Source organism: Sphingobacterium daejeonense (assembly GCF_901472535.1).
GTDB classification, from domain to species: Bacteria; Bacteroidota; Bacteroidia; order Sphingobacteriales; family Sphingobacteriaceae; genus Sphingobacterium; species Sphingobacterium daejeonense.
In genome coordinates this window covers 3,305,075-3,331,518 of record NZ_LR590470.1, presented here as the reverse complement: position 1 = coordinate 3,331,518, position 26,444 = coordinate 3,305,075, and the positions used below count along the sequence as shown (strand labels likewise).

Sequence of the window (26,444 nt, the reverse complement as noted above, 5' to 3'; positions counted from 1 at the left end):
GTATTGAAACAATTTCGATATGAAATTTTGATATTAGCATATTATATCTATCTTTAATTACATGATTTTAATAAACCTGTAAAAATAAAAATGTCTTCATCTATTAAATTTAAATTATCTCTCATGATGTTCCTCGAATTCTTTATTTGGGGAGCTTGGTTCGTTACGCTCGGAACATTTTTAGGAAACAACTTAAAGGCTTCTGGATTAGAAATCTCAAATGTTTTCTCTACCCAGTCCTGGGGTGCAATCGTTGCACCATTTATTATCGGAATGATTGCCGATAGATATTTCAATGCTGAAAGAATTCTTGGAGTTCTTCATTTGGTAGGCGCATTTTTGATGTACCAACTATATCAAAGTGATTCTATCTCTAGCTTCTTCCCTTATGTACTTGGTTATATGATTCTTTATATGCCAACATTGTCATTAGTGAATTCTGTATCGTTTAGACAAATGAAAAACCCTGAAAAGGAATTTTCATTCATTCGTATTTGGGGTACGATTGGTTGGATTGTAGCAGGTTTGTCCATCAGTTACCTCTTCAAATGGGACAATGCACAAGGGCTACAAGATGGATTGTTGAGAAATACCTTTATGATGGCTTCAATAGCCTCATTAGTGTTAGGTCTATTTTCTTTTGTTCTGCCAAAAACTCCGCCAGTCAAAGCTGGAAAAACAGGCGAAAAAGAAAGTATATCAAAGATTTTAGGATTGGATGCTATCAAATTATTGAAGGACCGTAATTTCTTGGTCTTCTTTATATGCTCCATCTTAATCTGTATTCCTTTAGCCTTTTACTATCAATATGCAAATCCTTTCCTTACAGAGATCGGATTGGCGAATGCTACTGGTAAGATGACGGTTGGTCAAATTTCAGAAGCTTTATGTTTGTTGTTGTTGCCTGTTTTCTTCACAAGATTCGGATTTAAAAACACCATCTTATTGGGGATGTTGGCATGGGTGATCCGCTATGTATTATTTGCGTATGGTGATGCAGGTCAACAAACTTTCATGCTCCTCTTAGGGATTGCATTACATGGTATTTGTTATGATTTCTTTTTTGTATCAGGCCAGATCTATACAGATTCAAAAGCTGGAAAAGACAATAAAAGTGCTGCTCAAGGATTGATTACCCTAGCTACTTATGGTGTAGGTCAACTAATCGGATTCTGGGTGGCAGGATACGTAAGTGATATGTATGTTGATATTAAAGCTACAGATTTAGCGCTCTTCTGGAACAAACTGTGGATTGTACCGGCAGGAATTGCATTTGTGGTTATGATTATATTTTTGTTGTTCTTTAAAAAAGAAACAATACAAACTCAAACAGAAACTAATTAAAATTTAAAAGATAATGGTAGAAAATAATGTATATGATGCAATTGTTATCGGATCCGGAATCAGTGGAGGTTGGGCAGCCAAGGAACTTACTGAAAAGGGTTTGAAAACAATCATGTTGGAGCGTGGTCGCAATGTGGAGCACGTAAAAGATTATCATGCCAACAAGGACACTTGGGAATACCCACATAGAGGCGGTAGAACAGTACAGATGGAAGAAGATTATCCTGTTCTAAAACGCGACTATCCATTGAATGAAAAGAACCTTGATTTTTGGGTAAATGAAAAAGAAAGCCCATATACTGAAACTAAGCGTTTCGATTGGTTTAGAGGATATCACGTAGGTGGTCGTTCATTGATGTGGGGACGTCAAAGTTACAGATTGGGTGACCTTGACTTCGAAGCAAATATCAAAGACGGACACGGAGTGGATTGGCCAATCCGTTATAAAGATATTGCACCTTGGTACAGTTATGCTGAGAAATGGGCAGGTATCTCGGGTAACCGTGATGGATTAGATGTCCTTCCGGATGGAGACTTCATGCCAGCTATGGATTTCAATGTTGTTGAAAAAGACCTTGCTGAACGCTTGAAAAAAGAATATGGCGGAGCGCGTCACTTTATCATGGGGCGTACTGCAAATATTACAAAACCTCATACAGGTCGTATCAATTGTCAATATCAAAATCAATGTTGGTTAGGATGTAATTTTGGTGCTTACTTCAGTACACAATCCTCAACATTGCCACCAGCAATGAAAACTGGAAACTTAACATTAAGACCTTTCTCCATTGTTAGTAAAATCATTTACGATAAGGACACTAAAAAAGCAAAAGGTGTTGAAATCGTAGATGCTGAAACAAATAAAACATACGAATTTTATGCTAAAGTAATCTTTGTTTGTGCTTCAGCATTCAACTCAACGTGGGTATTGATGAATTCAGCTACCGATGTTTGGGAAGGTGGATTGGGAAGTAGCAGTGGCGAATTAGGTCACAATGCGATGGACCACCATTTCCGGTTAGGTGCTGGCGGTAGAGTTGAAGGTTACGAAGATAAATACTTCTTTGGTAGACGCCCAACAGGATTATATGTGCCACGTTTTGTGAATATTCCAAGCGACAATAAACAACGTGATTATGTACGTGGTTTTGGATACCAAGGCTCCGGAAGTCGCGGAAGATGGTCTGGTGAGATTGCCGAAATGCAAGTTGGCGGAGCATGGAAAGATGCTCTGTGCGAACCAGGAAATTGGAGCGTAGGCTTTACAGCATTCGGTGAAATACTCCCGTACCACGAAAACAAAATTTCCTTGAATAAAAATGTCAAAGACAAATGGGGATTACCTGTATTGGATATGGACATGGAAATCAAGGACAATGAGTTGAAAATGCGTAAGGACATGACTGAAGAAATGAAAGAAATGCTAGAAAAGATCGGCGTTAAGGATGTGAACACTTATGATAGCGGTTATAATTTCGGTATGGGTATCCACGAAATGGGAACTGCTAGAATGGGTAGAGATCCAAAAACTTCGGTATTGAATGGCAACAACCAAGTATGGGATGCACCAAATGTATTCGTAACAGACGGTGCTGCCATGACTTCAGCAGGATGTGTAAACCCATCATTGACATATATGGCATTGACGGCAAGAGCGGTAGATTTCGCAGTAAGTGAACTTAAAAAAGGTAATTTATAATAGACTAAACCCAATATTATGAGTAAGAATAATTCGAGAAGAGAATTCCTCAAGAATTCTGCAATCGCAGCAGCAGGAATCAGTATTGTGCCTAGGCATGTTTTAGGAGGATCTGGTTTCATCGCTCCAAGTGACAAATTATTAGTAGCAGGTATCGGTGCTGGAGGTAAAGGAGAAAGTGATATTAAATCTTTCGCTGATAGTGGTAAAGCTGAAATCGCATTTTTATGTGATGTTGATGATCGCAGAGCCGCAAATTCAAGAAAACGTTTCCCGAAAGCTAAATATTATAAAGATTACCGTGAGATGTTGGAAAAAGAACACAAGAATTTGGATGCTGTTTCTGTTTCAACACCTGACCACAACCATGCTATCCAAGCATTGGCTGCAATGCAATTAGGTAAGCACGTGTATGTTCAAAAACCATTGGCTCACGATGTGTGGGAAGCTAGGGTATTGACTGACGCAGCTAAAAAATATAAAGTAGTAACACAAATGGGTAATCAAGGTGCATCTAACGATGGACCGAGACAAGCTCGTGAGTGGTATGAAGCTGGATTGATTGGCAATGTACATACCGTATACTGTTGGACAGACCGCCCAGTGTGGCCTCAAGGTATTCCTTGGCCATCTCAAGCAGCCCAGATCCCTTCTGAATTAAACTGGGACCTGTGGCTAGGTACTGCTCCGCAAAAAGATTTCGTAGACAAATTAGTTCCGTTCAACTGGAGAGGTTGGTGGGATTATGGTACAGGAGCCCTTGGTGATATGGGATGTCACCTTTTGGAACTTCCTTTCAGTGTATTAGGACTGTCTTATGTTCAAGATGTTCAAGCATCGGTAGGATCAGTATATGTCGATGAGTTCAAACGTGGATATTTCCCTGATAGCTGTCCTCCATCAAGCCATGCTACCATGACTTTCCCTAAAGCAACAAGAACAACTGGACCTGTTACTCTTCACTGGATGGATGGCGGTATCCAACCGACACGTCCTGAAGAATTAGGACCTAACGAAGTATTTGGTGACGGTGGTAATGGTATCCTTTTAATCGGTGACAAAGGTAAAATCCTTGCCGATACGTATGGTGAGAACGCAAGGTTATTGCCAACATCTAGAAAAGAAAATGTAGCACTGAAATATGAACGCGTACCTGGTGCGGCTGGTGGCCACTATGCACAATGGGTAGAAGCTTGTATTGCTGGATATGGCAAAAAAGAAGTCAGCGCACCATTTGAAATCTCTGGTCCATTGACTGAAGCTTTATTAATGGCTAACTTAGCAATCCGTGGCGCTGATTTGCGCGTTGATGGTAAATATCCTGGACGTAACCTGAAGTTATTATGGGATAACCAAGCAATGAAAGTGACTAACTTTGATATCGTTAACCAATTCGTTAAACGTCAATATCGTCAAGGTTGGGATGTTAAATATACACTCTAATTAAAACAAAATGAATAGAAGAGAAGCATTAAAAAACGTTGCATTTATCGTTGGTGGTTCTGTTATCGGAGCTAACTTGTTCTTGCAAGGTTGTACAAGACCAGCTTCAAAGGAAGTTGCATCTTTATTCGAAGGCGATACACCTGATTTCTTGGGTGAATTGGCTGAAGCTATTCTTCCGAAAACATCTACTCCAGGTGCTAAAGAAGCAGGAGTGGGGCAGTTTATTCCTGTAATGATTCGTGACTGTTATGTAGAGAAAGACCAAAAAAGCTTTCTTGGATGGACTGAACAAAGTGGATGACCGCGCACAAAAAGAATTCAAAAAAGGTTTCGCGGAACTCTCAGCAGAAGAAAAACTGCAATTTGTAAATAATTACGACAAAGAAGCTAAAGAATATCAAAGCAATAAAAAAGAAGATGATGCTAATCATTTCTTTACCATGTTGAAACAATTGACTTTGACAGGATTCTTTACTTCCGAAGTAGGAATGAAACAAGCATTGCGCTATGTTAAGATTCCAGGAAAATTCGACGGTAGTTACCCTTACAAAAAAGGAGATAAAGCTTGGGCTATTTAAGCTCAAACAATTCATAAAAAAAGCCCCAAATCGGGGCTTTTTTTATTTCTTTATCTGCATCAAAAAATGGGTCTTGCCATCTTTTTGTATACAATAGGTTTCATCATTAAATTCCTGTACAGATACCTCATCCCCGTAGTTGAGTTCTTTTAGGAAATTCATTTCTAACCTCTTCATCGAACCATCCAAGATCGTTTTAGGATCCATTGCATCAAAGCACCATTCCATATATTTAACATTGTTTGCATGGTATACAATGTCCAAATCTGAAAGTTTCACCTTATATTCCGTCATCAGGTTGAATTCAACATTCCCATCAATTTTATCAACCGGTTTTTTAGTCGCACTTCTGTCTCTATAAAATTCCATGTGATCGGTGCTCAGAGCAAAAATATCCGCCCTTCTTGACTTAATGTTGAAGACTACCCATAAGCTGCTCGCAGTTATTAAAACCTGATCATCTAACAATAACTCAAAGTTACGGATAGCTCGAGTTCCTGTAAAATCTTGAAGCCACGTGCGGACCTTAATAGTCTGAGTATATTTCGGCAACGCATCAATTTCAATCAACATCCGTGACAAAACCCATGACTGATCAACAGCTATCATTTTTTTGTAGCCAAATCCCAATGACTCCGAATGATCACTCCCTGTAATCTGAAGGATATTGTTTAATTCACTGTATTTCAACTGTCCATTAGGATAACATTGAGTGAAATTCAATGTCCATTCCTTTTCGAATATGCCCATCTACGTTTTTTGAATATTACGCAAATGTAACTAATTTAATATTCTGCACTAAAATCTTGCTGAAATATATATTAATGTCTAAATTAACGTTAACCTTAGTAAACCTCATAATTGATTCAAGAATGACAGGAACATTAATTGAAAAAGAAGACGTCGATAAATTCAGAATTATCCCCGCCGAAGTTGATAAGACCATAACATTCTCAAACAAACTTCAAGGTGCAGTACGTTTGGGAAATGAGTTCAAATCTAAAACTACGATTGTTTTTAATACAGAGGACGGTCCAAAAAGAATTGAAACTACGGTTTGGTCTCTGACTGATAAATATATTCAGATAAAGCATGGGATATTAATCCCTTTGAAATCGCTCATAGAAATTGAATATTAAAAAAATCTATTAAAGAATGAGCACGTTGTTAGGGATAACAAACGTGCTCTTCTAATTTACCCAGTTCTACTTAATAGTTGTTTCATATCTTCCTGCCCTAGAATTAGGGATTAAAGATTAGCATGACAAACACTACGAATAATACCAAGTGCATTATTCCTACAATCGGAGCGGTTCTTTTCCCCGAAAATGATAGCATGCTCAATATCAATGTAATTACGAAAAGGATCGTTTCTGTCGATGACAATCCAAATCGAACTGTTTTATTCGCTATTAATCCAATAATCAATACTGCCGGAACCGTCAATCCAACCGTCGATACAAAAGCTCCATGACAGAGATTGATCGCGCGCTGGAATTCATTGTTCATTGCTGCCTTCACTGCAGTCATTGACTCAGGGGTAAATACTATAATCGCAATCAGGACTCCCCCCAATAATGGTGGCAAGCTCATTGCCTTAATGCCATGATCAACCAGGACTGCCAAGTTATGGGACAATAACACAATCGGTAAAATCATAGCTAAAAGCAATAATGTCTTTAAAACTACTTCCTTCATACTGATTGGTCCTTCTTGAGGCTCATCCATCACTGTCGCCTTATTCCTATCTTTATAGAGGATTTCCATATTCCCTGGAGCCGGCTGAACATAAAGATGTTTATATCCTATGACTTGAAAATATAAGAACAAAGCATACAGCACAATTACTAAACCTGAGATTATACTCGCTTGGATAGCTGTAAACTCACCATTTCCCTGTCCTGTAATGTAATTGGGCAACATCATCGAAATGCCGCCCAACATAATGATCATAGATAGATAAGTCAATGTCCCCTGAGCATTATATTCTTGCTCGCCATGCTTTATTCCGCCCAGAAGGATACACAACCCCAAAACCAAGTTCATAATGATCATCATGACCGAGAAGATTGAATCCTTTCCAATGGTTGGGTTTTCTTCAGGTCCAAACATCATGGCTGCAATCAAAATAACCTCAATAGAAACAATGGATAACGTCAATATCAGGGTCCCATAGGGCTCACCTAACTTATGCGCCAATTCATCTGCCTCCTTAACAACACCAAATGCCGCAACGATAATCGTCAGCAATACCAATAAAAAAATGCCAATCGCAGCAAAATCATTGCTGTACATCCCCTCAATACTTTTACCAAAAAACATAAATAAAAAGACCACTAACCAAATTAGAATTAATCGAATTATTGTGTTTTTTGTTAAAATATTATTCATTTATTTACCTCACCTTTTTATATATAACTAATTGATAATTAGTTTTGATTTTGCAAAATTCCGCATTATTAATAACAAATGTTTTTACATATGTTAAAAAAGCCCTACAAGCTCTTGCTAGCGCAAGTCTCCGACTTGTGTTTCTATGCTAGCGCAAGTCTTAGCGCGTTGGATTGCTGGGTGGCCTGACTTGTTCCTTAGACCGACTCGTGTTTTTGCCTTGGCTGGTGTCCCCACCAGCCATCTTCAGTACAGCTAGCGCAAGTCTTAGAGCGTTGGATTGCTGAGTGGCCTGACTTGTGCCTTAGACTGACTCGTGTTTCTGCCTTGGCTGGTGTCCCCACCAGCCATCTTCAGTACAGCTAGCGCAAGTCTTAGCGCGTTGGATTGCTGAGTGGCCTGACTTGTGCCTTAGACTGACTCGTGTTTCTGCCTTGGCTGATTTCACTGCTGACATATACCTGTCATTAAACGCCCTGGCTGGTGTCCCCACCAGCTAGCAAAATAGCTTATTGGATTATTTATAAACAGACTGCTGACAAACACCTGTCATTAATTGTTGTAGTTTTAAATAATGATGTGGTAGATGTCACCACCAATCACAGCTTAATCAACATTATAAAACACGACTATGGAAAATTCAAAAATCTATGAAGTACTAATTTCTCAATATCATGCAGCCTTAGGTATGCTCAGAGATGTTGTTGAAAAAGTTCCATCTGATCAATGGAATACTAATGAATATCACAATCCAAATTGGCAATTGATTTATCATACGATCTGGAGTGCTAGATTATATTTAGGCGGAAGTCATGACGTTTACAAGCCTTTTGAAAAAGCAATTGCAGGAGCGGAGAGTCTTGGAGGAGATCAAGAATGGGAAAATGCCGAAGTAGAAGTGATAGGTCAAAACAGTAAATCAGAATTATTGGAATTTATCTCGGAAATAGAAGAAAACCTAGAAAGACAAGTTAAAGAACTTCCTTTAGATAGCCCATCGGGATTTGAATGGTATCCATATACTCGATTTGAACTCCATCTAAACACAATAAGACATATTCAACATCATACAGCTCAAATAATCGAACGGTTGAAAGAAAAGGGGATTAAGGGATTTCCTTGGTGGATAGATTCAAATAAGCCAGGAGAATGGGTATAAACAAAAATTAAAAACAAATTATGTTTGCAGTAAAAGTAGAATACGAGGTTCAAGAGAATTATATTTCTCAAAATAAGGAGAGAATAACTGCCTTCTTAATGGCATTTAACGAATTGGATCAGTCAAGATTCAGATATTCCGTATTTCAAGAAAAAGATACCAATAAATTTATTCACTTCTCCGAGTATCAAGATGAGGAGATTCAGAAGGAATTATTAGCCAATCCGGTATTTCTTAAATTTCAAGAAGAAAGGGACAAGAATTTAAAAACCCAACCATCTATAGCTTGGTTAAATTGTTTATTTTAGTTCTGTCAAATCACTTACCTTATGATCAAAAGACTAACTACAATCCTTCTGGTATTAACCATATCTTCAAGTTCGGCTTCCGCTCAGGATCTGGATGGACTTTTTAATAAAGTAAAAAAAGGTGCTAAGAGCCTTTCAAAATCACTTTCATGGGCGCCAGGGAAGGCAGTGTCAACCTCGCTGAAAGATACTTTAGCAGGATTTTATTGGATGGATGATCAGTTGAAGGCAAGAACTCCAGATACCCTGTCAACCTTTGACCTGAAACCCGGCTATTATAAAACTACCCTGAGGTCCTATTGCCTACATGCTGGAACTTACGGACCATCAAGAGGCTCTGGATATCAATTGGCAAATTTCGAAGGTACCCAAAAGAATCTTATAATATCCATTTTAGAAAAATCTACCGACAATCCCAATATCAGTCAATCTGATGTGCAAACCTTAATTTGGGGAATTGAAGCCGGTAATAAATTCTCATCATATCCAACAGATTTTCAAGCAAGAGTAAAACCATTACTTTCATTAAAAGATATTGCATTGATGGAAATTAATGTAAAGGAGATGGTAGAAAGTAATCTTCCCTCTGAAGTACAGCGATTGATGAATACCTATCAATCGCTAAGGCAAGAGATGCAGTCTGCTCAAATGAGCTTTGATAAATTGGAGGATATTGCTGTCAAAGTCGGAGCGCCACCAATAGGCGTAGGTAGTATAACAATTGATGAAGGCAAATGGTCATATCTGAATTCAGGCTATTTTATAAAAGTCGATCCACAATCGTATTCCACTTCGGACGTAACATTGTACCGACCTAGTTATGCAGATGTTTCTTATGATAGCCAAAGCAGAATTTCAACCTATACGAATGATGGATATAAATTAACCGTAAATTATAAGGATAGTGGAACCCCGGTTCAGCTTGGTGATTATTCCGCAAATGTCCAACAAATAGAAAGTTATACCGTTGAAGGTCCAGGTCAACCAACACAAACAGTGCATGTTGAAGGAGGAAAATACATTGATTTTGGAATGGAATTCGTAAATGACGCGCTGCAAGGTGCAAAAGATTTTAATCTTGACCAAATGCTTAAAGACAATACAAATCTGTCTCTCGACCAATTGCAAAATGCCTACAACGATATCAAAAAATGGAAAGGCCGTTATGATGACTTAAAGAATATCCATGATGACTTTAATATGGATCAAAACCCACCCCAAGATTTAAATAAATATATCAAAGACAGTTATGTAAATGAAACCATTCAAAAGGCGATGGAGGTTTCTTTAAACCCTATTGACAAGAAAGGCCAAAGTGAATGGTTGAAGAATCATTTCAAAATGGTCGGTGACTTCTTTTTTTATTCAATTTGTAAATTGAGAGGTGATGACTGCAGACCTGATAATGAACCTAAAAATCCCAAACTTCCAGATTATATCGCGCAACCTGGGAACACTAATGCACAGCGACTTGGATTAAGTGAATATAAAAAGTAATAGGACCGAGTTAAAAGATTCTATTGCATTCAATCACAATCAATTGATTATTCACATCGGTGGTAAAGAAAAGATATGTTTTGCCACCGTCTTTGATCTTGTGTTTTTTACGAATTACATCGACTTTTTCAGGAAAATTCCGAATTGCAATGTTTGCTTGGGAAAAAGGATTGTTCTTTTTAAGAACAGAGTAGGGAAGGACCTGTTTAATTTCAAAAATTCTCCCCGGAAATTCTGGATACAAAGTGTCTGAAGAATATAGATGCGCATGCTGATGGATCTTACCTAACCCAAATGCCTTACCAATACTTTTAAAAGCTCCTGCTTTATTTATCGCTACATCGGGATCATAGAGATAGTGTTTCGGCAAGGAGAAACGGCTCAGCGTTGCTCGTTCCTCATTATAAGTGAATTCAAAACTTTGCAGCTGGTCCGCAAATAGTCGAATAGCCAAGATTTTGGTTTCTCCGAGATACCCTCTTTCTTGAATGAACAACAATTCCTTGCAGTCATTGTCTAAGCTAATTACATAAACAAATTTTACGTGTTTTAATGATGATAATGCCGTACTGATGTCCAACAGGGGAGAAAGTTTACTGATTACATATTTTCCCTTCCTGAAAAAATAGATCTTGGTTTGCAACGATATTTGGCTCACAATCCTCCAATAGAAAAACTTTGCCTTGGTTTATGCGACGTGATGGATCGACATAGATATAGTCAAAAGAGTTATCTTCGCTTTCCTCCAAAAATTTAATACCATCGGTTGCTTTACAAATCAAATTAGGTACACGTAGGATTGTTGCATTATAGGCAACGATCTCAGATAGCTTCTCGTTAAGTTCACAATGTATAACTTCATCTGCCTCTTGAGCTAGGTAGCAGCTGTCCACTGAAAACCCGCCTGTAAGATCAATGACACGGCTGCCTTTTGAAATTAGAGTTTGCTTGATGAGGGCGGTATGTTCCGAAGAACACTGCTCCAAATTGATTTTATCAGGATAATAAATGCCTTCACTGTATGCCCAGGTAGGTAATTTTTTGACACTGCGCTGCCAGCCATCGATTTGGGAGGCTAATTCTGCTGAGCTCACATTGGAAAAAAGGGCTTTTCTTCAAGGCGATCTCCGTCGGCGATCTCTCACGGTTAGCCTTAATGAATTGTTGGACTTCCTTCTCTAATATGAATCTATTCATCTTTGTTTTTCACAAGCATTTGGCAAGTGTAACTATCCTTAAGTTCGCGAATAATTTCCTTATTTACCAATACCCTGTCAATTGTTTGTTGATTATAATAGCGAATCGTAATCAATTCAAGACCCGCAGCAACAGAAACCTTGTATCTTTTGTTGAGTTGTTCCAACAAATTCAGTACATTTTCTCCTGTATCATCAACTGCAACAGAAAAACTGATCGCTGAATTGTGCATCATGTTGATTTTGATTCTGTTTTGGTGAAATGAATCAAAAATATGACTCAAGTTGTCCTCAACGATAAACGAAAAGTCACGCGGTTGTATATTGATGAATACTTGATTTACCTTAAAAATAAAGGACGGTACAGGTAATGTTTGGTTCGTTGTTTTAATCTGTGTACCCGGTTCTTCAGGATTAATGAATGAACGAACATTCAGGGTAATCTTTTTGTTCTGAAGGGGTTTGATGGTTTTTGGATGAATAACAGTTGCACCATAATAAGTTAATTCTATGGCATCTGTATATGATAATTCGGGAATCAGTTCGGTTTGATCGAACCATTTAGGATCCGCATTCAATACACCAGGAACATCCTTCCAAATAGTGATATTCTCTGCGTTTAAGCTTGCTGCAAAAATGGCGGCTGAATAGTCAGAACCCTCACGACCTAAAGTTGTCGTAAAATTCTCCGAAGTAGACCCTATAAATCCTTGGGTAACTACAACATAATCATCCAATATAGTAGGTAAATCCTTTCTTATTTTGTCCTCGGTTTTTTCCCAGTCTACCTTTCCCTCACGGTAAGTATTATCTGTAAGAATAAAGTCCCTTGCATCGACCCATTGTGTCGGTACGCCTTGGTAAGAAGAGTAGGCAGCAACAATCTTGGTCGAAAGAAGTTCGCCTACAGATACAATCTGGTCGTATAAATAATCATAATCATCTTGAGGTTCTTCCTCAAGAATCCATTCGATTTCTACAAAAGTGTTCGCAATATCATCATAAACAGGATGAGTAGGGGCAGGAAATAATTCATTCAAAATATTAAAATGTTCCTGTTTTAATTGGTCCAATAGTGCAAAACATTCCCCGTCTTGCTTCAAATAACTTTCAGTTATTCTGACTAATTTATCCGTTGTCTTTCCTATGGCTGATACAACGATCAATAATGATGAATCTCGGTGTTTTTCAACGATAGAAACTACATTTTTAATATTCTCTGCACTTTTAACGGAGGCACCGCCAAATTTAAAAACCTGCATTTATGCTACTGAATTGAATTATAATACTCTTTTAATTTTTTTATGTAATTCTTTCCAGTTTGGGTCATGCAATCCTGAATGTCTTCATAAGGAATGCTAAGATAAGTAGGTCCCGCAGCATATGGCTTGATCTCATAAGAATTATAGTAGAATATAATACCTTCCTTAGAAATACCATAGTTAGCAGCTAATGCAAATTCGTCATTCTCGAAGAAATATTCACCCTCCAAACTGGCCGTATCTGTTAGACCTTCTTCTCTACGAAAGAATCTTTCTGCAATTTTAGTAAATTCTTTCATCTTATTCTCAGAAATAAACGTATTCAGTTCTAATTTTTCATAATTATGAACATCGTAAACACTCCAAATGGTAAATGAATTGCCATGGGCACCACCAGAAAACTCATAGGTGGAACTGTTCAGCATAATGAGATCTTGGCTGTTCAATTCTACTCTTACAATAGTTTCTTTATCCCAAGCTAGATTATACTTAACATTATTTTCTTCAATAAAATTCCCATAGCTTTCTATAAAATTCCCAAGATAAACTTCAATTGAAGGCTCTCCATCCAATAGGATGTTGGCCTTAACAATGTTGTTCATGGCGCTGTCTGAAAAGATTGGATAAGTAATTTTAGCATATGTCGTATCTGCATTTCCATCATTTTCAGCAAAATATGGGCTGATTTGCATAATGGAGGTATCCCTGTAGGATAAAGAATCCGTCCTTGGACTGATGTTTTGTTTATGGGTTTTGGAACCATCAGTTTTATTACTTTGGCATGAACTTGCAGTGCCAATTAAAAGGATCGTCCCTAAGAATAATATTTTCGTTGTTTTAAAAATCGATACTAACATTTATCCACTCCTCATCTAATTTCGTGTCGTATTTCTTGTAAAAGTCTATGGCAGGTTTATTCCAATCCAATACTTGCCACATCATTCCAGAAAAACCATTTTCTTTAGCATAGTTTATGGTATGGTCAAGAAGTTCTTTTCCAATTCCCATTCCACGCATTTCTTCTGTAACGATGATGTCCTCTAAATAAAGCCGGCGTCCTTTCCAAGTTGAATAACGAATATAGTATAAGGACATGGCAACAATATGGCCATTATATTCTGCTACAAAAGCCCACCAAACAGGGTTGCTTCCGAAGCCCGCATCTTCAAATTCCTCCATGCTGACGGTCACTTCCTGTGGGGCCTTTTCAAATGATGCCAATTCTCGGATCAATTCCATTAATCTTGGACAATCTTCAAGAACAGCATCGCGAATGGTTAAACTCATTATTGTGCTTTATAATGTTTGATGACTCTTTTTCCAAAAATTGTACTGCCCAATCGTACCATATTACTACCCTGTTCGATGGCAATCTTATAGTCCGAGGACATACCCATAGACAAGATATTAAAATTTTCGTCTTTACGGAAATACGTCGTTTTTATGCCATCAAAAAGCATTTTCAATTCGTAAAATTCTTCTTTTATGATTTTTTCATTTTCCGTATTGCTGGCAATGCCCATCAATCCTCTGATCCTAATATTCTTAAGGGATTCATACTCCTCACTGCGCAACAATTCTATAGCTTCAGCATGGTCAAGCCCAAATTTTGTGTCTTCATCAGCAATAAAAATCTGCAATAAACAGTCTATTGTTCGATCATTCTTCAAAGCATGCTTATTGATCTCGGTTAATACTTTCAATGAATCTACAGAATGGATAAGGCTCACAAAGGGTGCTATGTATTTTACTTTGTTGGTTTGAAGGTGTCCAACCAAGTGCCATTCTATATCTTTAGGAAGTTCTTCATATTTGGCAACGAGGTCTTGAACTTGGTTTTCACCAAAATATTCTCTGACCTGCCTCATAAGCTTCCATAATGTCCTCGTTAGGCTTAGTTTTTTGAGATGGCAACCAATGTAACGCCAATTGGGCTTAGTTCTTTTTGTAATTCTGTAATATTATTAGCTATATTCATGATGAAAAGGGTTCGCATTGATGAATTTAAGAAAGCTATGTGCAAGCTTTTCTGTATTTTTGTACAAATTTACAAAATGCATCGATTAATACTTGGATTACTTCCGTTGTTTTTTATAAGCATTTCTTGCAAAAAAGAAGGTTCCAGAAGGGATTTACCTCAAGATGATATGGTAGAGTTAATGACAGACGTCCATATCCTCGATGGATATATCTCAAACATCCCTGTAGATAGTGCCAAAAAGGTTATTGACCCTTTATATGAAGAGCTATTTGCAAAATATGGACTCGATTCAACATCCTTTAACAAGAATGTCAACTTTTATTTTGGAGATCCAAAGTTAACGGTAAAAAACATACGACCAAGTAGTTAAAAGTTTAGAAAAGAAAGAACGTAATTTCTATAGTACTGATTCCTTGCAAAATGCGATCTCTCAAGATAGTATTCGAAGAGTGACTCAACTGCAAAACAATGCCTCCATCATGACCAACATGATCATGAATGCGAAGGCAGATACGTCAGAACTGACAATAGCAGAACGAACTCGTAGATTTTACCAACCTGTTGGTTTAATGCCATTTTGGGAAAAGAATATTTTTGAAAAAAAGAGGGTCTGAAACTATTGGCGACAGTCCGGTGCCGACAATTCAGCAACCGAATCTAGAAACAGTACCTGATACGTTACAACCTCTACCAAATCCAAATGAGTTAACTCCACTGGAAAAAATAGATACAGTACCATTTAATCCGCGGAATCAAAAATTAAAACCGTTAAGAAGACCGAGAGAAAGACCCGCAGTTGTACAATAAGAAATGATTTATCCACAGAACGCAGTAGAAAAGTTAGGGTTTACCGAAATAAAAGAACTGATCAAGGCAAAATGTCTCAGTGAGCCAGGAAAGGAATTAGTGGACAAAATCCAACCGCAAGTAAAACTGGATTTGATCGACCGTTTCTTGCGCCAAGCAAATGAATTCAAAGATCTGTTGGTTCATGATGCGCCTCTTCCTGTTGACCATTTTACCCCATAAAAGCAATCATTGAGAAAGCAAAAGTGGAAGGCTCCTTTCTATTAGAAGAGGAATTCCATAGAGTATTGCTTTCTTTAAGGACCGTTTACGCTATTATACGGTATTTCAACGATCGTGCTCAACAATATCCAAACCTTGAGCTATTGTTTGAACATCTGCCAATTAAAAAAAAATATTCTCCGAAGCATCGAACAGATTATTGATGAAAGAGGAAAAAATAAAAGACAATGCCTCAAAATTGTTGCTGGAGATTACCTCACAGATTTCAAAAGCAGAACAAAGAGGCCAGAAAAAGATTAGATACTGTTTATAAGCAAGCCCAGCAGAATGGCTGGACAGCTGATGGAAGCCTAACTATAAGAGATGGAAGGTTATGGTATCCCAATCCTGGCTGAAAACAAAAGAAAAGTCAAGGGTTTGATACACGATGAATCAGCGACAGGACAAACAGCTTATATTGAACCCGAAGAAGTATTCCATTTAAACAATAAAGTCAGGGACCTGGAATTTGAAAGAAGAAGAGAAATTGTCAGAATTCTAACTGCCTTGACTACAGAGATACGCCCGCACGTCCCTTTATTGTTTGCCTATCATGGCATGTTAACCAAATTGGACTTTGTGAGGGCAAAAGCTCTTTTTGCTTTGGACATCGATGCTCAGATGCCAGAACTTTCCAAAGAAGCAGAAGTGTTTCTGGTAAATGCAAAACATCCATTGTTATATCTGGCTTCCAAACAAGAAGGTCATCATTCCGTTGTCCCATTGAACCTCAAAATAGACGATATTGATCGTGTATTGTTGGTATCAGGACCGAATGCCGGTGGAAAATCGGTCTGTATGAAAACGGTAGGTCTCTGCAGTTGATGTTTCAATCTGGACTGCTGATTCCATGTGAACCGACTTCTAAATTGGGAGTATTCAAGCAATTTTTCGCTGATATTGTGATGATCAATCAATTGATAGCGATTTGAGTACATATAGCGCCCATTTGTCAAAAATGAAGCACTTTACACAATTTGCTAATGCCAGGACCATGGTGCTAATTGATGAGTTCGGTACAGGTACAGATCCCCAATTTGGTGGACCAATTGCTGAGGCTGTATTGGAAGTGCTCAACAAAAAGAAAATCCGAGGAGTCATTACAACTCACTATTCGAATCTAAAGGTATTTGCCAGTAACACTGAAGGAATAGAAAATGCCTCCATGCTCTTCGACAATGAAGCAATGAAACCTCTCTATATCTTACAGACAGGAAAACCAGGTAGTTCCTATGCTTTCGAGATTGCCCAAAACATTGGTTTACCTAAAGAGGTTATCCATCTTGCTAAACAAAAGATAGGTGTGCAACAGAAAAAAGTAGATACACTGTTGGTTGATCTGGAGCGTGAGAAAAAAGAAGTTTATGATACCAAGGTTGCCATCAACCTACGTGAAAAAGAAATATTGGGACAACAGTCCAAACTCAACGAACTGAAGACCTACTTGGAAGAAAATAAGAGACAATTGCTCAAAGATGCCAAGGAAGAAGCAAGGCTGATCATCAAGAATGCCAATAAGCTGGTTGAGAACACCATTGCTGAGATCAAAACTAAGCAAGCAGATAAAGAAGAAACTAAAAAACTGAGGGCTGGATTGCAGCAAGCTTCTGAAAATCTAAAGGAAAAACAAGTTAAAGAAGTTAAGAAACCTACAATAGTAGCAGCAGAAAATGCTGAAGTAGAAGTAGGGGATTGGGTGAAGATCATAGACACTGGAAATGAAGCCCAAGTAATCGAAATTGCTAAGAATAACTTAATTCTAGCTCTTGGTGATTTGAGGACCGTTGTCAAGAAAAACAAAGTTGAAAAAACTTAGGGGCAAGGAGAAATCAAATGCTGCCAAGAGGTTCAAATCAGTTTCATCTGGCAGTGTTGCTGATTTCAGTCCGGAGGTAGATGTGCGAGGAATGAGAACGGAAGATGCCCTAGGAAAAATAGAGCAGATCCTCGATCGTGCAGTTATGATAGGGTATCCATCTCTAAAGATCGTTCATGGTAAAGGTGATGGAATCCTCCGAAAGTTTATCCGTGATTACCTTAGAAAATACAATCATGTAAGTCGCTTTGAAGACGAGCATGCCGATAGAGGCGGAGACGGAATTACCTACGCTTACCTGGACTAATTGAGCCGTGGTTGGTGTCCACACCAACCTTCTCAGTATTCCAAAACCGGTCCCTGAGCGGAGCCGAAGGGCAGGCTTTGGCACAAGTCAGACCATTCACGCCGTGGTTGGTGTCCCCACCAACCACCAATCTTCATCCAACACAACTCTAAATTCAATGAAATTAGGAATTAAACTTCCATGTTAACACCCTAATTTCTTGCAATTGCCCTTACATAGTTGTCACGGAAACTGTTAAATCCACAGCAAAAGGAAAAAACTTTTCCACATTTTGAAAAATGTTAAAATTTGTTAAACTATCAAATTTCAATCGGTTTCATTGCAATATTTTCAATCAACTAAGGTAGTTGTTTATAAAACTATTCAACTTTTAAAAAAACGCTTACTCGAATAGGACAAATAAATGCAAAAACGTGGTTGTGAGTATATTAAGTTTATGTTAAGTAACTCTGAAAATCAATATGTCTTTTTACTTTTGTTCAGAATTAATAACAAACCGTATGAAGAAATCTTTACTTTTCTTTGCTCTGGTACTTGCAAGTTATGGAACTATCCAAGCGCAGGTAACCACAAGTAGTATGTCCGGAGTAGTAACCCAAACCAATGGTGAAAAAACTACCGGCGCAACAATTAAAGCTATCCACACTCCTTCAGGAACAGTTTACACAAGTTCATCCAATGAAACTGGTCGTTTTAGTTTGGCAGGTATGCGTGTTGGTGGACCTTATCGTATCGAGGTGACTTATGTTGGTCAAGAGCCAGTTGTTTATGAAAATGTTTTTTTACAACTAGGTCGTTCATTTGAATTGAATCCTGTATTTGGTGATAGTTCAAATTTAATTGATGAAATTACAGTTACTGGCGTTAAAAAAGGCCAAAGTTTAAAAACTGGTGCTTCAACTAGTATTTCGAACAGAACAATCCAAAACTTACCAACTATCTCTAGAAGTCTAACTGACTTTACAAGATTAACGCCTCAAGCAGATGTAAAAGGTGATGCATTATCAATTGGTGGTATGAACAACCGTTTCAACCAGTTGACAATCGATGGTGCTGTAAGTAATGACGTATTTGGTCTAAGCAGTGCTGGTACAAATGGTTCGAGTACAGGTGTATCTCCGATTTCATTAGATGCTATTGAAGAAATGACTGTCCAAATTGCTCCTTTTGATGTAAGAGCTGGTGGATTCGCTGGTGGTGGTATATCTGCTGTAACTCGTTCAGGTACTAACCTTGTGCAAGGATCAGCGTATTACTTTACAAGAAATCAAAACTTAACAGGTAAAACTCCTTTCGGACTTCTTAAAGACGATCAAGAAAGAACTAAATTAGTAGATTTCAGTGAACGTCAATATGGTGTTAGAGTAGGTGGTCCAATCATTAAAGATAAGTTGTTCTTCTTTGTAAACTATGAGAGAACAGATAATAATACGCCACTTGGATTTGCTCCAGGATCTGATGGATCAAATTTTACAGTTGAACAATTGCAAAGAGTTGCTGATAAAGCTAATCAATTAGGGTATAATCCTGGTAGTTTTATGGGCCAAGAAGCAAACAATAAATCTGACAAGATCTTTACTAGATTTGACTTCAACATCAACGAAAAGCATAAATTAACTGCGAGATATAGCTATGTTAATGGATCTGCAACTGATTTAGGTCGTTCTCAAAACTCAATTACTTTTGAAAATGGAGCAGTATTAAGAAAAAGTACTACTCAATCGGCAGTCCTTGAGTTAAACAGTAGATTTTCAAATGTGTTATCAAACAACCTAGTTGTTGGTTATACAAATGTTACTGAACCGAGAACTACTCCAGGTAATCCGTTCCCACGTGTATTTATTGATTTGGGATCAAGTACAAATATCAGTTTAGGTGCTGAACCTTTCTCAACTGTTAACCAATTGGATCAACAAGTATTAACACTTACTGATAACTTAACTTTATATAAAGGTAACCATACATTGACTTTTGGTACTCATAATGAGTTCTACAAAATGTACAATGGTTTTATTGGTAGTGCATTTGGTAACTATACTTTCCGTAATTCACCTGCTTCAGATATTAATCCAGCTACTGGTCAACCGTATACAGCGATTGAAAACTTTGAAAGAGGAAAAGCAGCAAGTTTCCAATATAATTACAGTAATACTGATGATCCTAAACAAGGAGCTGATTTCTCAGCAATGCAATTAGGGTTTTATGTTCAGGATGAATATCAAATGTTCAGCAACTTGAAATTAACAGGTGGTCTTCGTGTTGATATTCCTATTTATTTAACTGATCCTCTTGAAAACCAAGATTTCAACAACTCAATCATTGCTCAAAGATATGATGTAATGACAAACAGAATGCCTAAAGCTACCTTTATGTGGTCACCTAGGTTAGGATTTAACTGGGATGTTAAGAGCGACCGTTCACTTATCTTACGTGGTGGTGTTGGTATCTTTACTTCTCGTTTCCCATTCGTTTGGTCTGCAGGTGCATATACTCAAAGTGGTGCTTTATTGGGTGGAAATCAGCTTAATGCTGGTGCTGGTGCTCCAAACATTGATTTTATTGCTGACCCTAATGGTCAACCAAAAAATCCAGGAGAAGTTAAGCCTTCAGGAAATATCTCTGTATTGGACAAAAACTTAAGATTACCGCAAATCGCAAGAACTTCGTTAGGAGTTGATTACCAATTGCCTTGGGGTGTAATGGGTACTGCTGAATTCATGTACTCTAAAAACTTAAGCTCATTCCGCTTTAGAGATCTAAACCAAAAAGATCCTATCGGACAATTAGAAGGTGCTGACAATAGATTATTGTATGCGCCATCGAAAGATGCAAAAGTTCTTCCAAACTATACTCAAGTAGTTTATATTGATAATGTAAACAAAGGATACTCTTGGTCAGCAACTGCTCAATTGTCAAAATCATTTAACAATGGATTCTTCGGTTCATTAGCTTATACTTATACTGAAGCTAAAGATTTATTCTCAGGTTCTTCATCTCAGAATCAATCAAATTTCTTCAGAACGGCAACTGTGAATGGATCAAACAATGTAACTTTAGGACATAACCCATTCAGCACTGGTAGTAGAGTGATTGGATACGTTTCTTATTCTAAAGAATATTTGAACCATTTAGGAACAACTCTATCTTTAGTTTATACAGGACAATCTGGTGCTAGATTCTCTTACCTTATTGCAGGTGACCCAGGAAGATATACAGCAGGTAGTTCAAGTGACCAATATTCATTAATGTATATTCCAAGAGATGCATCTGAAATTAAATTTGTTCAAAATGGAGATGTTACTCCAGAACAACAATGGAATGCATTTAACGAATTTATTGAAGCAAATCCTTACTTGAAAAATAGAAGAGGACAATATGCTGAAAGAAATGGTGACAAAGCACCTTTTTCACATAGATTTGACTTCAGAATTTTACAAGATGTTTTCACAAACATTGGTAACACCAAAAACAAAATTCAAATCTCATTAGATGTTATGAACGTAGGTGCGTTGATCAACAAAAAATGGGGTGAGCAATATAGCGGTGGTGGAAGTTTCTGGGATAACTCATTTAGACCAATTAACTTCGATAGTTTCCAACAAAACACAAATATCCCTCAATACAAATTGGGTAATTTGAATGAAAAACACTCCTTATTTCGTGTCTGATATTCCTTCAAGATGGTCAGCTCAATTAGGTGTTCGTTATATCTTTAACTAAGATTTAACCTTATTCTAAATATTAATCCCTCGCATTTCGCGAGGGATTTTTTTATGATCTTAAATCAGAAGAATCTAGAAGGGTATATTACCACAGTTTTGTTGAGATCTCAGAAACCTTAAAGCCTTTTCCAAAATTATTCTCGTCGTGAGTTACTGTAAGCGTGATATATTGCCATTTAAATCTTTGAGTTGTTCTATTTGTTGTTTTGCTATTTCATCCATTTCTGCCTGATGTTTCAAAAATTCCTCAAATTTATCTTTCATAGAATTATCATTATATGTTAGTTCAATTTCGCTGGAAAAGATATATTTTTGACTTTCTTTTCGCAACAAAATTTGCGGACCGGCCCAATCAACTGATTGGATTAACTCTATCTGAAAAGGTTCTTGGCCAGTATACTTCTTTTTGGATTTAATACCTTTGAAATCCAACCAATAAGCAGATCCATCATACTTTAAAGGTTGGCCTTTGTTTAAATTTACCTCCGCTTTGACCACATAATAATAACCTGGTTGTCTTTCCATAAATCCCTGTAGACCATATTCCAGCTTACGTTTGCTAGGCCATAATAATGGTTCGTCACCCTTAGCGAGATATTTGTGGTCTAAAAATACCTCAATTTTTTGCCCATGATAGAACCCCATAGGACCAACATCTTCCTTGCTGCAAGAATTCAGAACGAATGCTGCAAGAATTAAATAAATCTTTTTCATAATCAGTTGTTGTTAATATACTTAACCGTTACGAATTTAGTTGTTGTAACGCTACATGATATTAAAAATTAATAAAAAATTAATATAAACTTAATAACCGCGTTAACTAGGTTTAAAATTTGATCTCTATAATAGTTGCACCCCTACAGGGTAGTAGGGGATTAAATGCTATAGGAATCCATTATGGGGCAGGTGGAGACACCTACCACGGTGGTGAAATATATAAGTGTTGCAAGATTATTAATGCCTAACATCGTAGTTACCGTCTACACTGATTATCGCCTTGAAATGTCTTATGTCTAATTCACAAAAACAGTCTCCTTATCTTGCGATAAGGAATGACCCAAAAATCGCCCCCTTTAAAAAAAAGAACTTGTCATTCCAGAGCTTTAGCTCTGGAAACTATTTTGTCGCTATAATAGTGCCACCCCTACAGGGTTGGATGGGTTAATTCATTTTCGACAATAGCACAATCCCATCGGGATGTCACTATTATAGCAGGAATTTAACAAACAAGCCACACCTACGGCGTTGGTGTTTGAGGTGATTTTCATTTCTATAGATATTTCATGCCGATGGCATTTAAGGAAGATTGCATGCCCATGGCATTTTATCCCCATGGGGTTTTACGCCGTAGCAGGTATCCCCACCTACCTCTATAATAGTTACACCCCTACAGGGTTGTGTTTCGTTGTATAATCATTTCTATAGTAGTTACACCCCTACAGGCAATGTCATTAAGTTAAGGATTTTATCATGCCGGTTTGTAGTTTGTGTAGGTCCTGTGCTTGCACTTTTTATTCGAGGTCTTAAGCTGCCTTGGGAATGATCTTCCCTTTCGAATGGGCAATGTGTCCTTGAGGAAATAGGCCGTGAGCTCCCTGAGGATTTCCCTTTCCCTGTTTTTGAAAAAGATGGCTATCAGGTTTTCCTTTAATTTTCCGAAGGATTTGTTCCCGTTGACCTTTTGGGGGTACTTTTTCGTGGACGTATCGCGGTCGAGCTGGACCTGGGCATCCCTGATCAGTATCGAATGCAGGTTTGACATCATCACCGTTGCATAGAAATCCTGCTCGACGGATTCCACCGTCAGCCCGCTGAAGGATTCCATCTGCATGGTATTCTTCAGTTTGGAGATGTTCGTCTCCACTCCCCAGCGCCTGAAGTACAGGTCCCCGAACATATCGTTCTCAAACCCCTCTTCCTGCCATAGGTTGGTCGCGATCACCTCCGTGGTCGACTGCAGTTCTACCCTGACCAAGCGTATGCGGATCCTTGTTGAGCTGTCCGTGGCGAACCCGCTCTGGCGCAGGCCGCTGATGGAGGCCTGGGTTGGGGCAAGCTCGATGACCTGGGAAACCTTTCCCGTCTTCAGGAACCTCTTGACAAACTCTAGCGAATCCTTCGCCCTGATCACGAACTTGCGCTCGCTCTCCTGCCAGCTATGGAGCGCGAACATCTTGAACGTTGAATAGTACCTGTCATAGATGGCAATGGAGTCCACGGGCAGTTCCTCGATCCAATGGGAGGCCAGGGTCAGCTCGCTGGTCCGGTATGGGGCTATGCAGGCATGGGTCACCAGGTCGTTCAGCACATCGTAGTGATAGAAGGTCTTTGCCTGCACGAAGCTCGAGTTCTGGTTGCTCTGGCCGCCAAAGTTGGCCTGCAGGGAAGGCGTGTTCACCAGGGCAAGGTTGGAGCCGTCAACTGCGATCAGGCGATAGCCCATCCATCTCCTGGTATCCCCCGGTGCATGGCGCAGGAAGCTCTCGCAGAGCACCCGGTTCCAGACCAGGAAGAAAAGGGGGCTCAGCTTGCTCCTCTGCTGGGAAAAGGCACTCACCGAGCAACTGATCTTCTTGCCCAGCTCACCAAAGAAACCTTCCAGTTCGACAGAGAGGGTCCGCTTGCACATCTTGGCGATCAGCAAGACCAATCTCTCGAAATTGAGCTTCCGGTCCCGGGTGAAATGGGTTTTGGAATTCCTGAAAAGATTGAGCAGCAGAGGATCTGTTAAACAGATAGAAATAAAATTTTTTAGGTCTGAAACGATTTTAAGTGCTATTTTTACATCGGCCATAAACGCGGTTGTTTAGATTTGTTTAGTAGTGAATTCAAAATTAAACATTTACGTGATTTATGGCCTTCTTTTTTTCTTAACTTAATGACATTGCCCTACAGGGTTGATTGGAGCAAAGTGATCTTTTCTATAATAGTATCGCCCGCTCAAGGGTGTTAAGGCGTGAAACAAAACAATCGGTGTTGCATATTTCAATAATTCGCATAATCAAAAAAGATCAAAATTGGAGTCCGGTGGTTAGTGAAGATTTAGACCATGGTTAGAAATTATATTCCATGCGCATCAATTAAATTAATTCCATTGATATTTTTGAAATCAGATCTATTACGGGTAATAATATCTAAGTTATGAACAATTGAAGTTGCGGCGATTATTGCATCCGGTAGTTTGTTTTGTGATTTTTTCGAAGTTCAATACACTTATCAACAACTTCGTCTGATAAATAGATTAGGGTTAATTCTTCAACAAAATTTGTAAGAATTTTATAGTAGTGAGGAGAGGTGTTAAAACTTAGAATTTCAATTTTTGATATTATTGAAATTCTGGGAGCGTTATTCAAAACATTATTCATGAATTGCATTCCTTTAGGAGGTATTTTATTCGCAAGGTAATCGATTATAGCATTTGAATCTATAAGGTACCTCGTTTTTCCCATTCCTTTCTTCCTTTTTCTATTTCTTCATGAAGTTTATCAGCTAATTCAGAAGGCAATTTTCCAGCATATTTTTTTTGGAAATATCTTTTAGAAATATCCTTATTCAATACTTTAATAACATTTAATTCTTCTAAATTTTTAAGAATTTCATATGCCTTTTTATTATTGATCTGTATTAATAAAGTTTCCATTGTGTTAAACATATAAACATATAATAAAATATTACTTAAAATTATTGGTATATATTGGTTTTAACAAACCAACGCGACCACTGAGATATGTATCATTATTACACAATGCCGTGGTTGGTGTAACCCCTACAGGGTTGGATGGCCCCTTATGTCCTTTTCTATAATAGTTTCACCCTTACAGGGTTGTGTTTCGTGGTATAATCATTTCTAGAATAGTTGCACCCTCAGGGGTTAACAAACATGCCACACCTACGGCGTTAGTGTTTGAGGTGGTAATCATATCTATAGATATGGCATGCCTACGGCATTTAAGGAAGATTTCATGCCCATGGCATTTTACCCCCATGGGGTTCGTACGCCGTGGCTGGTGTCCCCACCTGCCGCTATAATAGTTACGCCCCTACAGGGTTGGACGGCGCCTTATGTCCTTTTTTATAATAGTTGCACCCCTACAGGGTTGCGTTTCGTGGTATTAATCATTTCTATAATAGTTACACCCCTACAGGGTTGGATGGAGCAGCTTGATCGTTTCTATAATAGTTGCACCCCTACAGGGTAAAATGACATTTGCATATTTTGAGTGGCTGGTGGGGACACCAGCCACGGGTGTGAGTATTGGTTAAAGGTGGTCCATAAGCTTCGGCCTTAGGCTTCGTTTCCTGGGCTTCGGCTCCGCTCAGCCACCGGTTGTTTAAAAGTGTTCCCCGAGCTTCATTTCCTGGGCTTCGTTTCCTGGGCTTCGGCTCCGCTCAGCCACCGGTTGGTTAACAGTGTTCCCTGAGCTTCGGTCCGTGGGCTTCGTTTCCTGGGCTTCGACTCCGCTCCGCCACCGGTTAAAAGTGTTCCCTGAGCTTCGTTTCCTGGGCTTCGGCTCCGCTCAGCCACCGGTTGGTTAACAGTGTTCCCCGAGCTTCGTTTCCTGGGGTTCGACTCCTTGTTTCGGCTTCGTTTTCTGTAGTTGAATGGCGGCTATGGTCAATCACGGCAATGATACTCAGCCATCGGCTGCCATACAATAATTCAGTAAATT

At 38.5% G+C, this 26,444-nt stretch carries 24 protein-coding genes and 2 pseudogenes; 14 read left to right on the top strand and 12 right to left on the bottom strand.

Annotated elements, in window-relative coordinates:
* Window positions 1-90: 90 nt before the first annotated feature.
* Genes FGL31_RS16140 through FGL31_RS26110 form a run of 5 tightly spaced genes read left to right on the top strand, consistent with a single transcriptional unit; the run spans window position 91 to window position 5,067 of the window.
* Entirely contained in the window at window positions 91-1,344 is a 1,254-nt protein-coding gene (locus tag FGL31_RS16140) for a nucleoside permease (RefSeq protein WP_138092925.1), read from the top strand.
* A 13-nt stretch (window positions 1,345-1,357) separates the two neighbouring features.
* Entirely contained in the window at window positions 1,358-3,043 is a 1,686-nt protein-coding gene (locus FGL31_RS16135) for a GMC oxidoreductase (RefSeq protein ID WP_138092923.1), read from the top strand.
* An 18-nt stretch (window positions 3,044-3,061) separates the two neighbouring features.
* A complete protein-coding gene (locus tag FGL31_RS16130) occupies window positions 3,062-4,486 on the top strand; it encodes a Gfo/Idh/MocA family protein (RefSeq protein ID WP_138092921.1) in 1,425 nt (474 codons plus the stop codon).
* Between the two features lie 10 nt (window positions 4,487-4,496).
* Window positions 4,497-4,790, top strand: coding sequence for a gluconate 2-dehydrogenase subunit 3 family protein (locus tag FGL31_RS26115; protein WP_232046841.1), 294 nt, complete (start codon window positions 4,497-4,499; stop codon window positions 4,788-4,790).
* Window positions 4,765-5,067: a gluconate 2-dehydrogenase subunit 3 family protein gene (locus FGL31_RS26110; RefSeq protein WP_232046840.1), complete on the top strand. Its 303-nt coding sequence runs from the start codon at window positions 4,765-4,767 to the stop codon at window positions 5,065-5,067. The genes FGL31_RS26115 and FGL31_RS26110 overlap by 26 nt, the downstream gene beginning before the upstream one ends.
* 42 nt (window positions 5,068-5,109) lie before the next feature.
* Here the strand turns inward: FGL31_RS26110 and FGL31_RS16120 are convergent, their stop codons facing one another.
* Window positions 5,110-5,817: an acyl-[acyl-carrier-protein] thioesterase gene (locus FGL31_RS16120; protein WP_138092919.1), complete on the bottom strand. Its 708-nt coding sequence runs from the start codon at window positions 5,815-5,817 to the stop codon at window positions 5,110-5,112.
* Window positions 5,818-5,891: 74 nt separating this feature from the next.
* On the opposite strand from FGL31_RS16120, the gene FGL31_RS16115 reads away from it, so the two are divergent.
* Window positions 5,892-6,206 carry a hypothetical protein gene (locus tag FGL31_RS16115; protein ID WP_232046839.1) on the top strand — a complete coding sequence of 105 codons (315 nt, stop codon included), beginning with the start codon at window positions 5,892-5,894 and terminating at the stop codon, window positions 6,204-6,206.
* Window positions 6,207-6,309: 103 nt separating this feature from the next.
* On the opposite strand, the gene FGL31_RS16110 is transcribed toward FGL31_RS16115, so the two are convergent.
* Window positions 6,310-7,389, bottom strand: a complete 1,080-nt coding sequence (locus FGL31_RS16110) for a calcium:cation antiporter (protein ID WP_197734297.1) — start codon at window positions 7,387-7,389, stop codon at window positions 6,310-6,312.
* Window positions 7,390-8,089: 700 nt separating this feature from the next.
* Between FGL31_RS16110 and FGL31_RS16105 the strand changes: the two genes are divergently transcribed.
* From FGL31_RS16105 to FGL31_RS16095, 3 genes are read left to right on the top strand one after another with little or no spacing between them, the layout of a single operon-like run.
* The gene (locus FGL31_RS16105; protein ID WP_138092915.1) at window positions 8,090-8,617 is read left to right on the top strand and encodes a DinB family protein; all 528 of its coding nucleotides are present in this window, start codon (window positions 8,090-8,092) and stop codon (window positions 8,615-8,617) included.
* Between the two features lie 20 nt (window positions 8,618-8,637).
* On the top strand, window positions 8,638-8,925 hold the full coding sequence (locus FGL31_RS16100; protein WP_138092913.1) for an antibiotic biosynthesis monooxygenase: 288 nt from the start codon (window positions 8,638-8,640) through the stop codon (window positions 8,923-8,925).
* Between the two features lie 21 nt (window positions 8,926-8,946).
* Window positions 8,947-10,422, top strand: a complete 1,476-nt coding sequence (locus FGL31_RS16095; RefSeq protein ID WP_138092911.1) for a hypothetical protein — start codon at window positions 8,947-8,949, stop codon at window positions 10,420-10,422.
* A gap of 10 nt (window positions 10,423-10,432) precedes the next feature.
* On the opposite strand, the gene FGL31_RS26105 is transcribed toward FGL31_RS16095, so the two are convergent.
* From FGL31_RS26105 to FGL31_RS16070, 6 genes and pseudogenes are all read right to left on the bottom strand, one after another.
* Window positions 10,433-11,065, bottom strand: a complete 633-nt coding sequence (locus FGL31_RS26105) for a THUMP-like domain-containing protein (RefSeq protein WP_232046838.1) — start codon at window positions 11,063-11,065, stop codon at window positions 10,433-10,435.
* Window positions 11,016-11,516 (bottom strand): class I SAM-dependent methyltransferase, encoded by a 501-nt coding sequence (locus FGL31_RS26100; protein ID WP_232046837.1) that lies wholly within the window; start codon window positions 11,514-11,516, stop codon window positions 11,016-11,018. Before FGL31_RS26100 ends, FGL31_RS26105 begins: the two co-directional genes overlap by 50 nt.
* Window positions 11,517-11,611: 95 nt before the next feature.
* Window positions 11,612-12,880: an aspartate kinase gene (locus FGL31_RS16085; RefSeq protein WP_138092909.1), complete on the bottom strand. Its 1,269-nt coding sequence runs from the start codon at window positions 12,878-12,880 to the stop codon at window positions 11,612-11,614.
* 5 nt (window positions 12,881-12,885) lie between these two features.
* Complete coding sequence (locus FGL31_RS16080) at window positions 12,886-13,737, bottom strand: PdaC/RsiV family protein (protein WP_138092907.1); 852 nt, start codon at window positions 13,735-13,737, stop codon at window positions 12,886-12,888.
* Window positions 13,718-14,167 (bottom strand): GNAT family N-acetyltransferase, encoded by a 450-nt coding sequence (locus tag FGL31_RS16075; RefSeq protein ID WP_171017702.1) that lies wholly within the window; start codon window positions 14,165-14,167, stop codon window positions 13,718-13,720. Before FGL31_RS16075 ends, FGL31_RS16080 begins: the two co-directional genes overlap by 20 nt.
* A pseudogene (locus FGL31_RS16070) lies at window positions 14,167-14,858 on the bottom strand (YggS family pyridoxal phosphate-dependent enzyme). The gene FGL31_RS16075 and the pseudogene FGL31_RS16070 overlap by 1 nt, the downstream one beginning before the upstream one ends.
* Window positions 14,859-14,934: 76 nt before the next feature.
* Here FGL31_RS16070 and FGL31_RS16065 point away from each other — a divergent pair.
* The 5 genes and pseudogenes from FGL31_RS16065 (at window position 14,935) to FGL31_RS16050 (ending at window position 21,720) form a co-directional block, all read left to right on the top strand.
* Window positions 14,935-15,231, top strand: coding sequence for a DUF4296 domain-containing protein (locus FGL31_RS16065; RefSeq protein ID WP_171017701.1), 297 nt, complete (start codon window positions 14,935-14,937; stop codon window positions 15,229-15,231).
* A 43-nt stretch (window positions 15,232-15,274) separates the two neighbouring features.
* Window positions 15,275-15,475 (top strand): hypothetical protein, encoded by a 201-nt coding sequence (locus tag FGL31_RS26095; protein WP_232046836.1) that lies wholly within the window; start codon window positions 15,275-15,277, stop codon window positions 15,473-15,475.
* Complete coding sequence (locus FGL31_RS16060; protein WP_138092901.1) at window positions 15,456-15,668, top strand: hypothetical protein; 213 nt, start codon at window positions 15,456-15,458, stop codon at window positions 15,666-15,668. Before FGL31_RS26095 ends, FGL31_RS16060 begins: the two co-directional genes overlap by 20 nt.
* Window positions 15,669-15,671: 3 nt before the next feature.
* Window positions 15,672-18,052: pseudogene (locus tag FGL31_RS29960) on the top strand (endonuclease MutS2).
* 500 nt (window positions 18,053-18,552) lie between these two features.
* Window positions 18,553-21,720 (top strand): TonB-dependent receptor, encoded by a 3,168-nt coding sequence (locus FGL31_RS16050; RefSeq protein WP_171017700.1) that lies wholly within the window; start codon window positions 18,553-18,555, stop codon window positions 21,718-21,720.
* Between the two features lie 204 nt (window positions 21,721-21,924).
* On the opposite strand, the gene FGL31_RS16045 is transcribed toward FGL31_RS16050, so the two are convergent.
* The 4 genes from FGL31_RS16045 to FGL31_RS16030 all read right to left on the bottom strand — a co-directional run bounded on the left by FGL31_RS16045 (window position 21,925) and on the right by FGL31_RS16030 (window position 25,414).
* Window positions 21,925-22,488 carry a hypothetical protein gene (locus tag FGL31_RS16045; protein WP_138092897.1) on the bottom strand — a complete coding sequence of 188 codons (564 nt, stop codon included), beginning with the start codon at window positions 22,486-22,488 and terminating at the stop codon, window positions 21,925-21,927.
* Between the two features lie 754 nt (window positions 22,489-23,242).
* Window positions 23,243-24,568: an IS4 family transposase gene (locus FGL31_RS16040; RefSeq protein ID WP_138092895.1), complete on the bottom strand. Its 1,326-nt coding sequence runs from the start codon at window positions 24,566-24,568 to the stop codon at window positions 23,243-23,245.
* A gap of 370 nt (window positions 24,569-24,938) precedes the next feature.
* The gene (locus FGL31_RS16035) at window positions 24,939-25,223 is read right to left on the bottom strand and encodes a PIN domain-containing protein (protein ID WP_138092893.1); all 285 of its coding nucleotides are present in this window, start codon (window positions 25,221-25,223) and stop codon (window positions 24,939-24,941) included.
* Window positions 25,199-25,414: a hypothetical protein gene (locus FGL31_RS16030; protein ID WP_138092891.1), complete on the bottom strand. Its 216-nt coding sequence runs from the start codon at window positions 25,412-25,414 to the stop codon at window positions 25,199-25,201. The genes FGL31_RS16035 and FGL31_RS16030 overlap by 25 nt, the downstream gene beginning before the upstream one ends.
* Window positions 25,415-26,444: the final 1,030 nt, after the last annotated feature.

What these genes read in the sequence shown, in the direction of transcription:
- FGL31_RS16140 (WP_138092925.1), top strand. Translation starts at nt 91, where the DNA reads ATGTCTTCATCTATTAAATTTAAATTATCTCTCATGATGTTCCTCGAA.
- FGL31_RS16135 (WP_138092923.1), top strand. Translation starts at nt 1,358, where the DNA reads ATGGTAGAAAATAATGTATATGATGCAATTGTTATCGGATCCGGAATC.
- FGL31_RS16130 (WP_138092921.1), top strand. Translation starts at nt 3,062, where the DNA reads ATGAGTAAGAATAATTCGAGAAGAGAATTCCTCAAGAATTCTGCAATC.
- FGL31_RS26115 (WP_232046841.1), top strand. Translation starts at nt 4,497, where the DNA reads ATGAATAGAAGAGAAGCATTAAAAAACGTTGCATTTATCGTTGGTGGT.
- FGL31_RS16120 (WP_138092919.1), bottom strand. Translation starts at nt 5,817, where the DNA reads ATGGGCATATTCGAAAAGGAATGGACATTGAATTTCACTCAATGTTAT.
- FGL31_RS16115 (WP_232046839.1), top strand. Translation starts at nt 5,892, where the DNA reads ATGTCTAAATTAACGTTAACCTTAGTAAACCTCATAATTGATTCAAGA.
- FGL31_RS16110 (WP_197734297.1), bottom strand. Translation starts at nt 7,389, where the DNA reads ATGTTTTTTGGTAAAAGTATTGAGGGGATGTACAGCAATGATTTTGCT.
- FGL31_RS16105 (WP_138092915.1), top strand. Translation starts at nt 8,090, where the DNA reads ATGGAAAATTCAAAAATCTATGAAGTACTAATTTCTCAATATCATGCA.
- FGL31_RS16100 (WP_138092913.1), top strand. Translation starts at nt 8,638, where the DNA reads ATGTTTGCAGTAAAAGTAGAATACGAGGTTCAAGAGAATTATATTTCT.
- FGL31_RS16095 (WP_138092911.1), top strand. Translation starts at nt 8,947, where the DNA reads ATGATCAAAAGACTAACTACAATCCTTCTGGTATTAACCATATCTTCA.
- FGL31_RS16085 (WP_138092909.1), bottom strand. Translation starts at nt 12,880, where the DNA reads ATGCAGGTTTTTAAATTTGGCGGTGCCTCCGTTAAAAGTGCAGAGAAT.
- FGL31_RS16080 (WP_138092907.1), bottom strand. Translation starts at nt 13,737, where the DNA reads ATGTTAGTATCGATTTTTAAAACAACGAAAATATTATTCTTAGGGACG.
- FGL31_RS16075 (WP_171017702.1), bottom strand. Translation starts at nt 14,167, where the DNA reads ATGAGTTTAACCATTCGCGATGCTGTTCTTGAAGATTGTCCAAGATTA.
- FGL31_RS16065 (WP_171017701.1), top strand. Translation starts at nt 14,935, where the DNA reads ATGCATCGATTAATACTTGGATTACTTCCGTTGTTTTTTATAAGCATT.
- FGL31_RS16050 (WP_171017700.1), top strand. Translation starts at nt 18,553, where the DNA reads ATGAAGAAATCTTTACTTTTCTTTGCTCTGGTACTTGCAAGTTATGGA.
- FGL31_RS16045 (WP_138092897.1), bottom strand. Translation starts at nt 22,488, where the DNA reads ATGAAAAAGATTTATTTAATTCTTGCAGCATTCGTTCTGAATTCTTGC.
- FGL31_RS16040 (WP_138092895.1), bottom strand. Translation starts at nt 24,568, where the DNA reads ATGGCCGATGTAAAAATAGCACTTAAAATCGTTTCAGACCTAAAAAAT.
- FGL31_RS16035 (WP_138092893.1), bottom strand. Translation starts at nt 25,223, where the DNA reads ATGGGAAAAACGAGGTACCTTATAGATTCAAATGCTATAATCGATTAC.
- FGL31_RS16030 (WP_138092891.1), bottom strand. Translation starts at nt 25,414, where the DNA reads ATGGAAACTTTATTAATACAGATCAATAATAAAAAGGCATATGAAATT.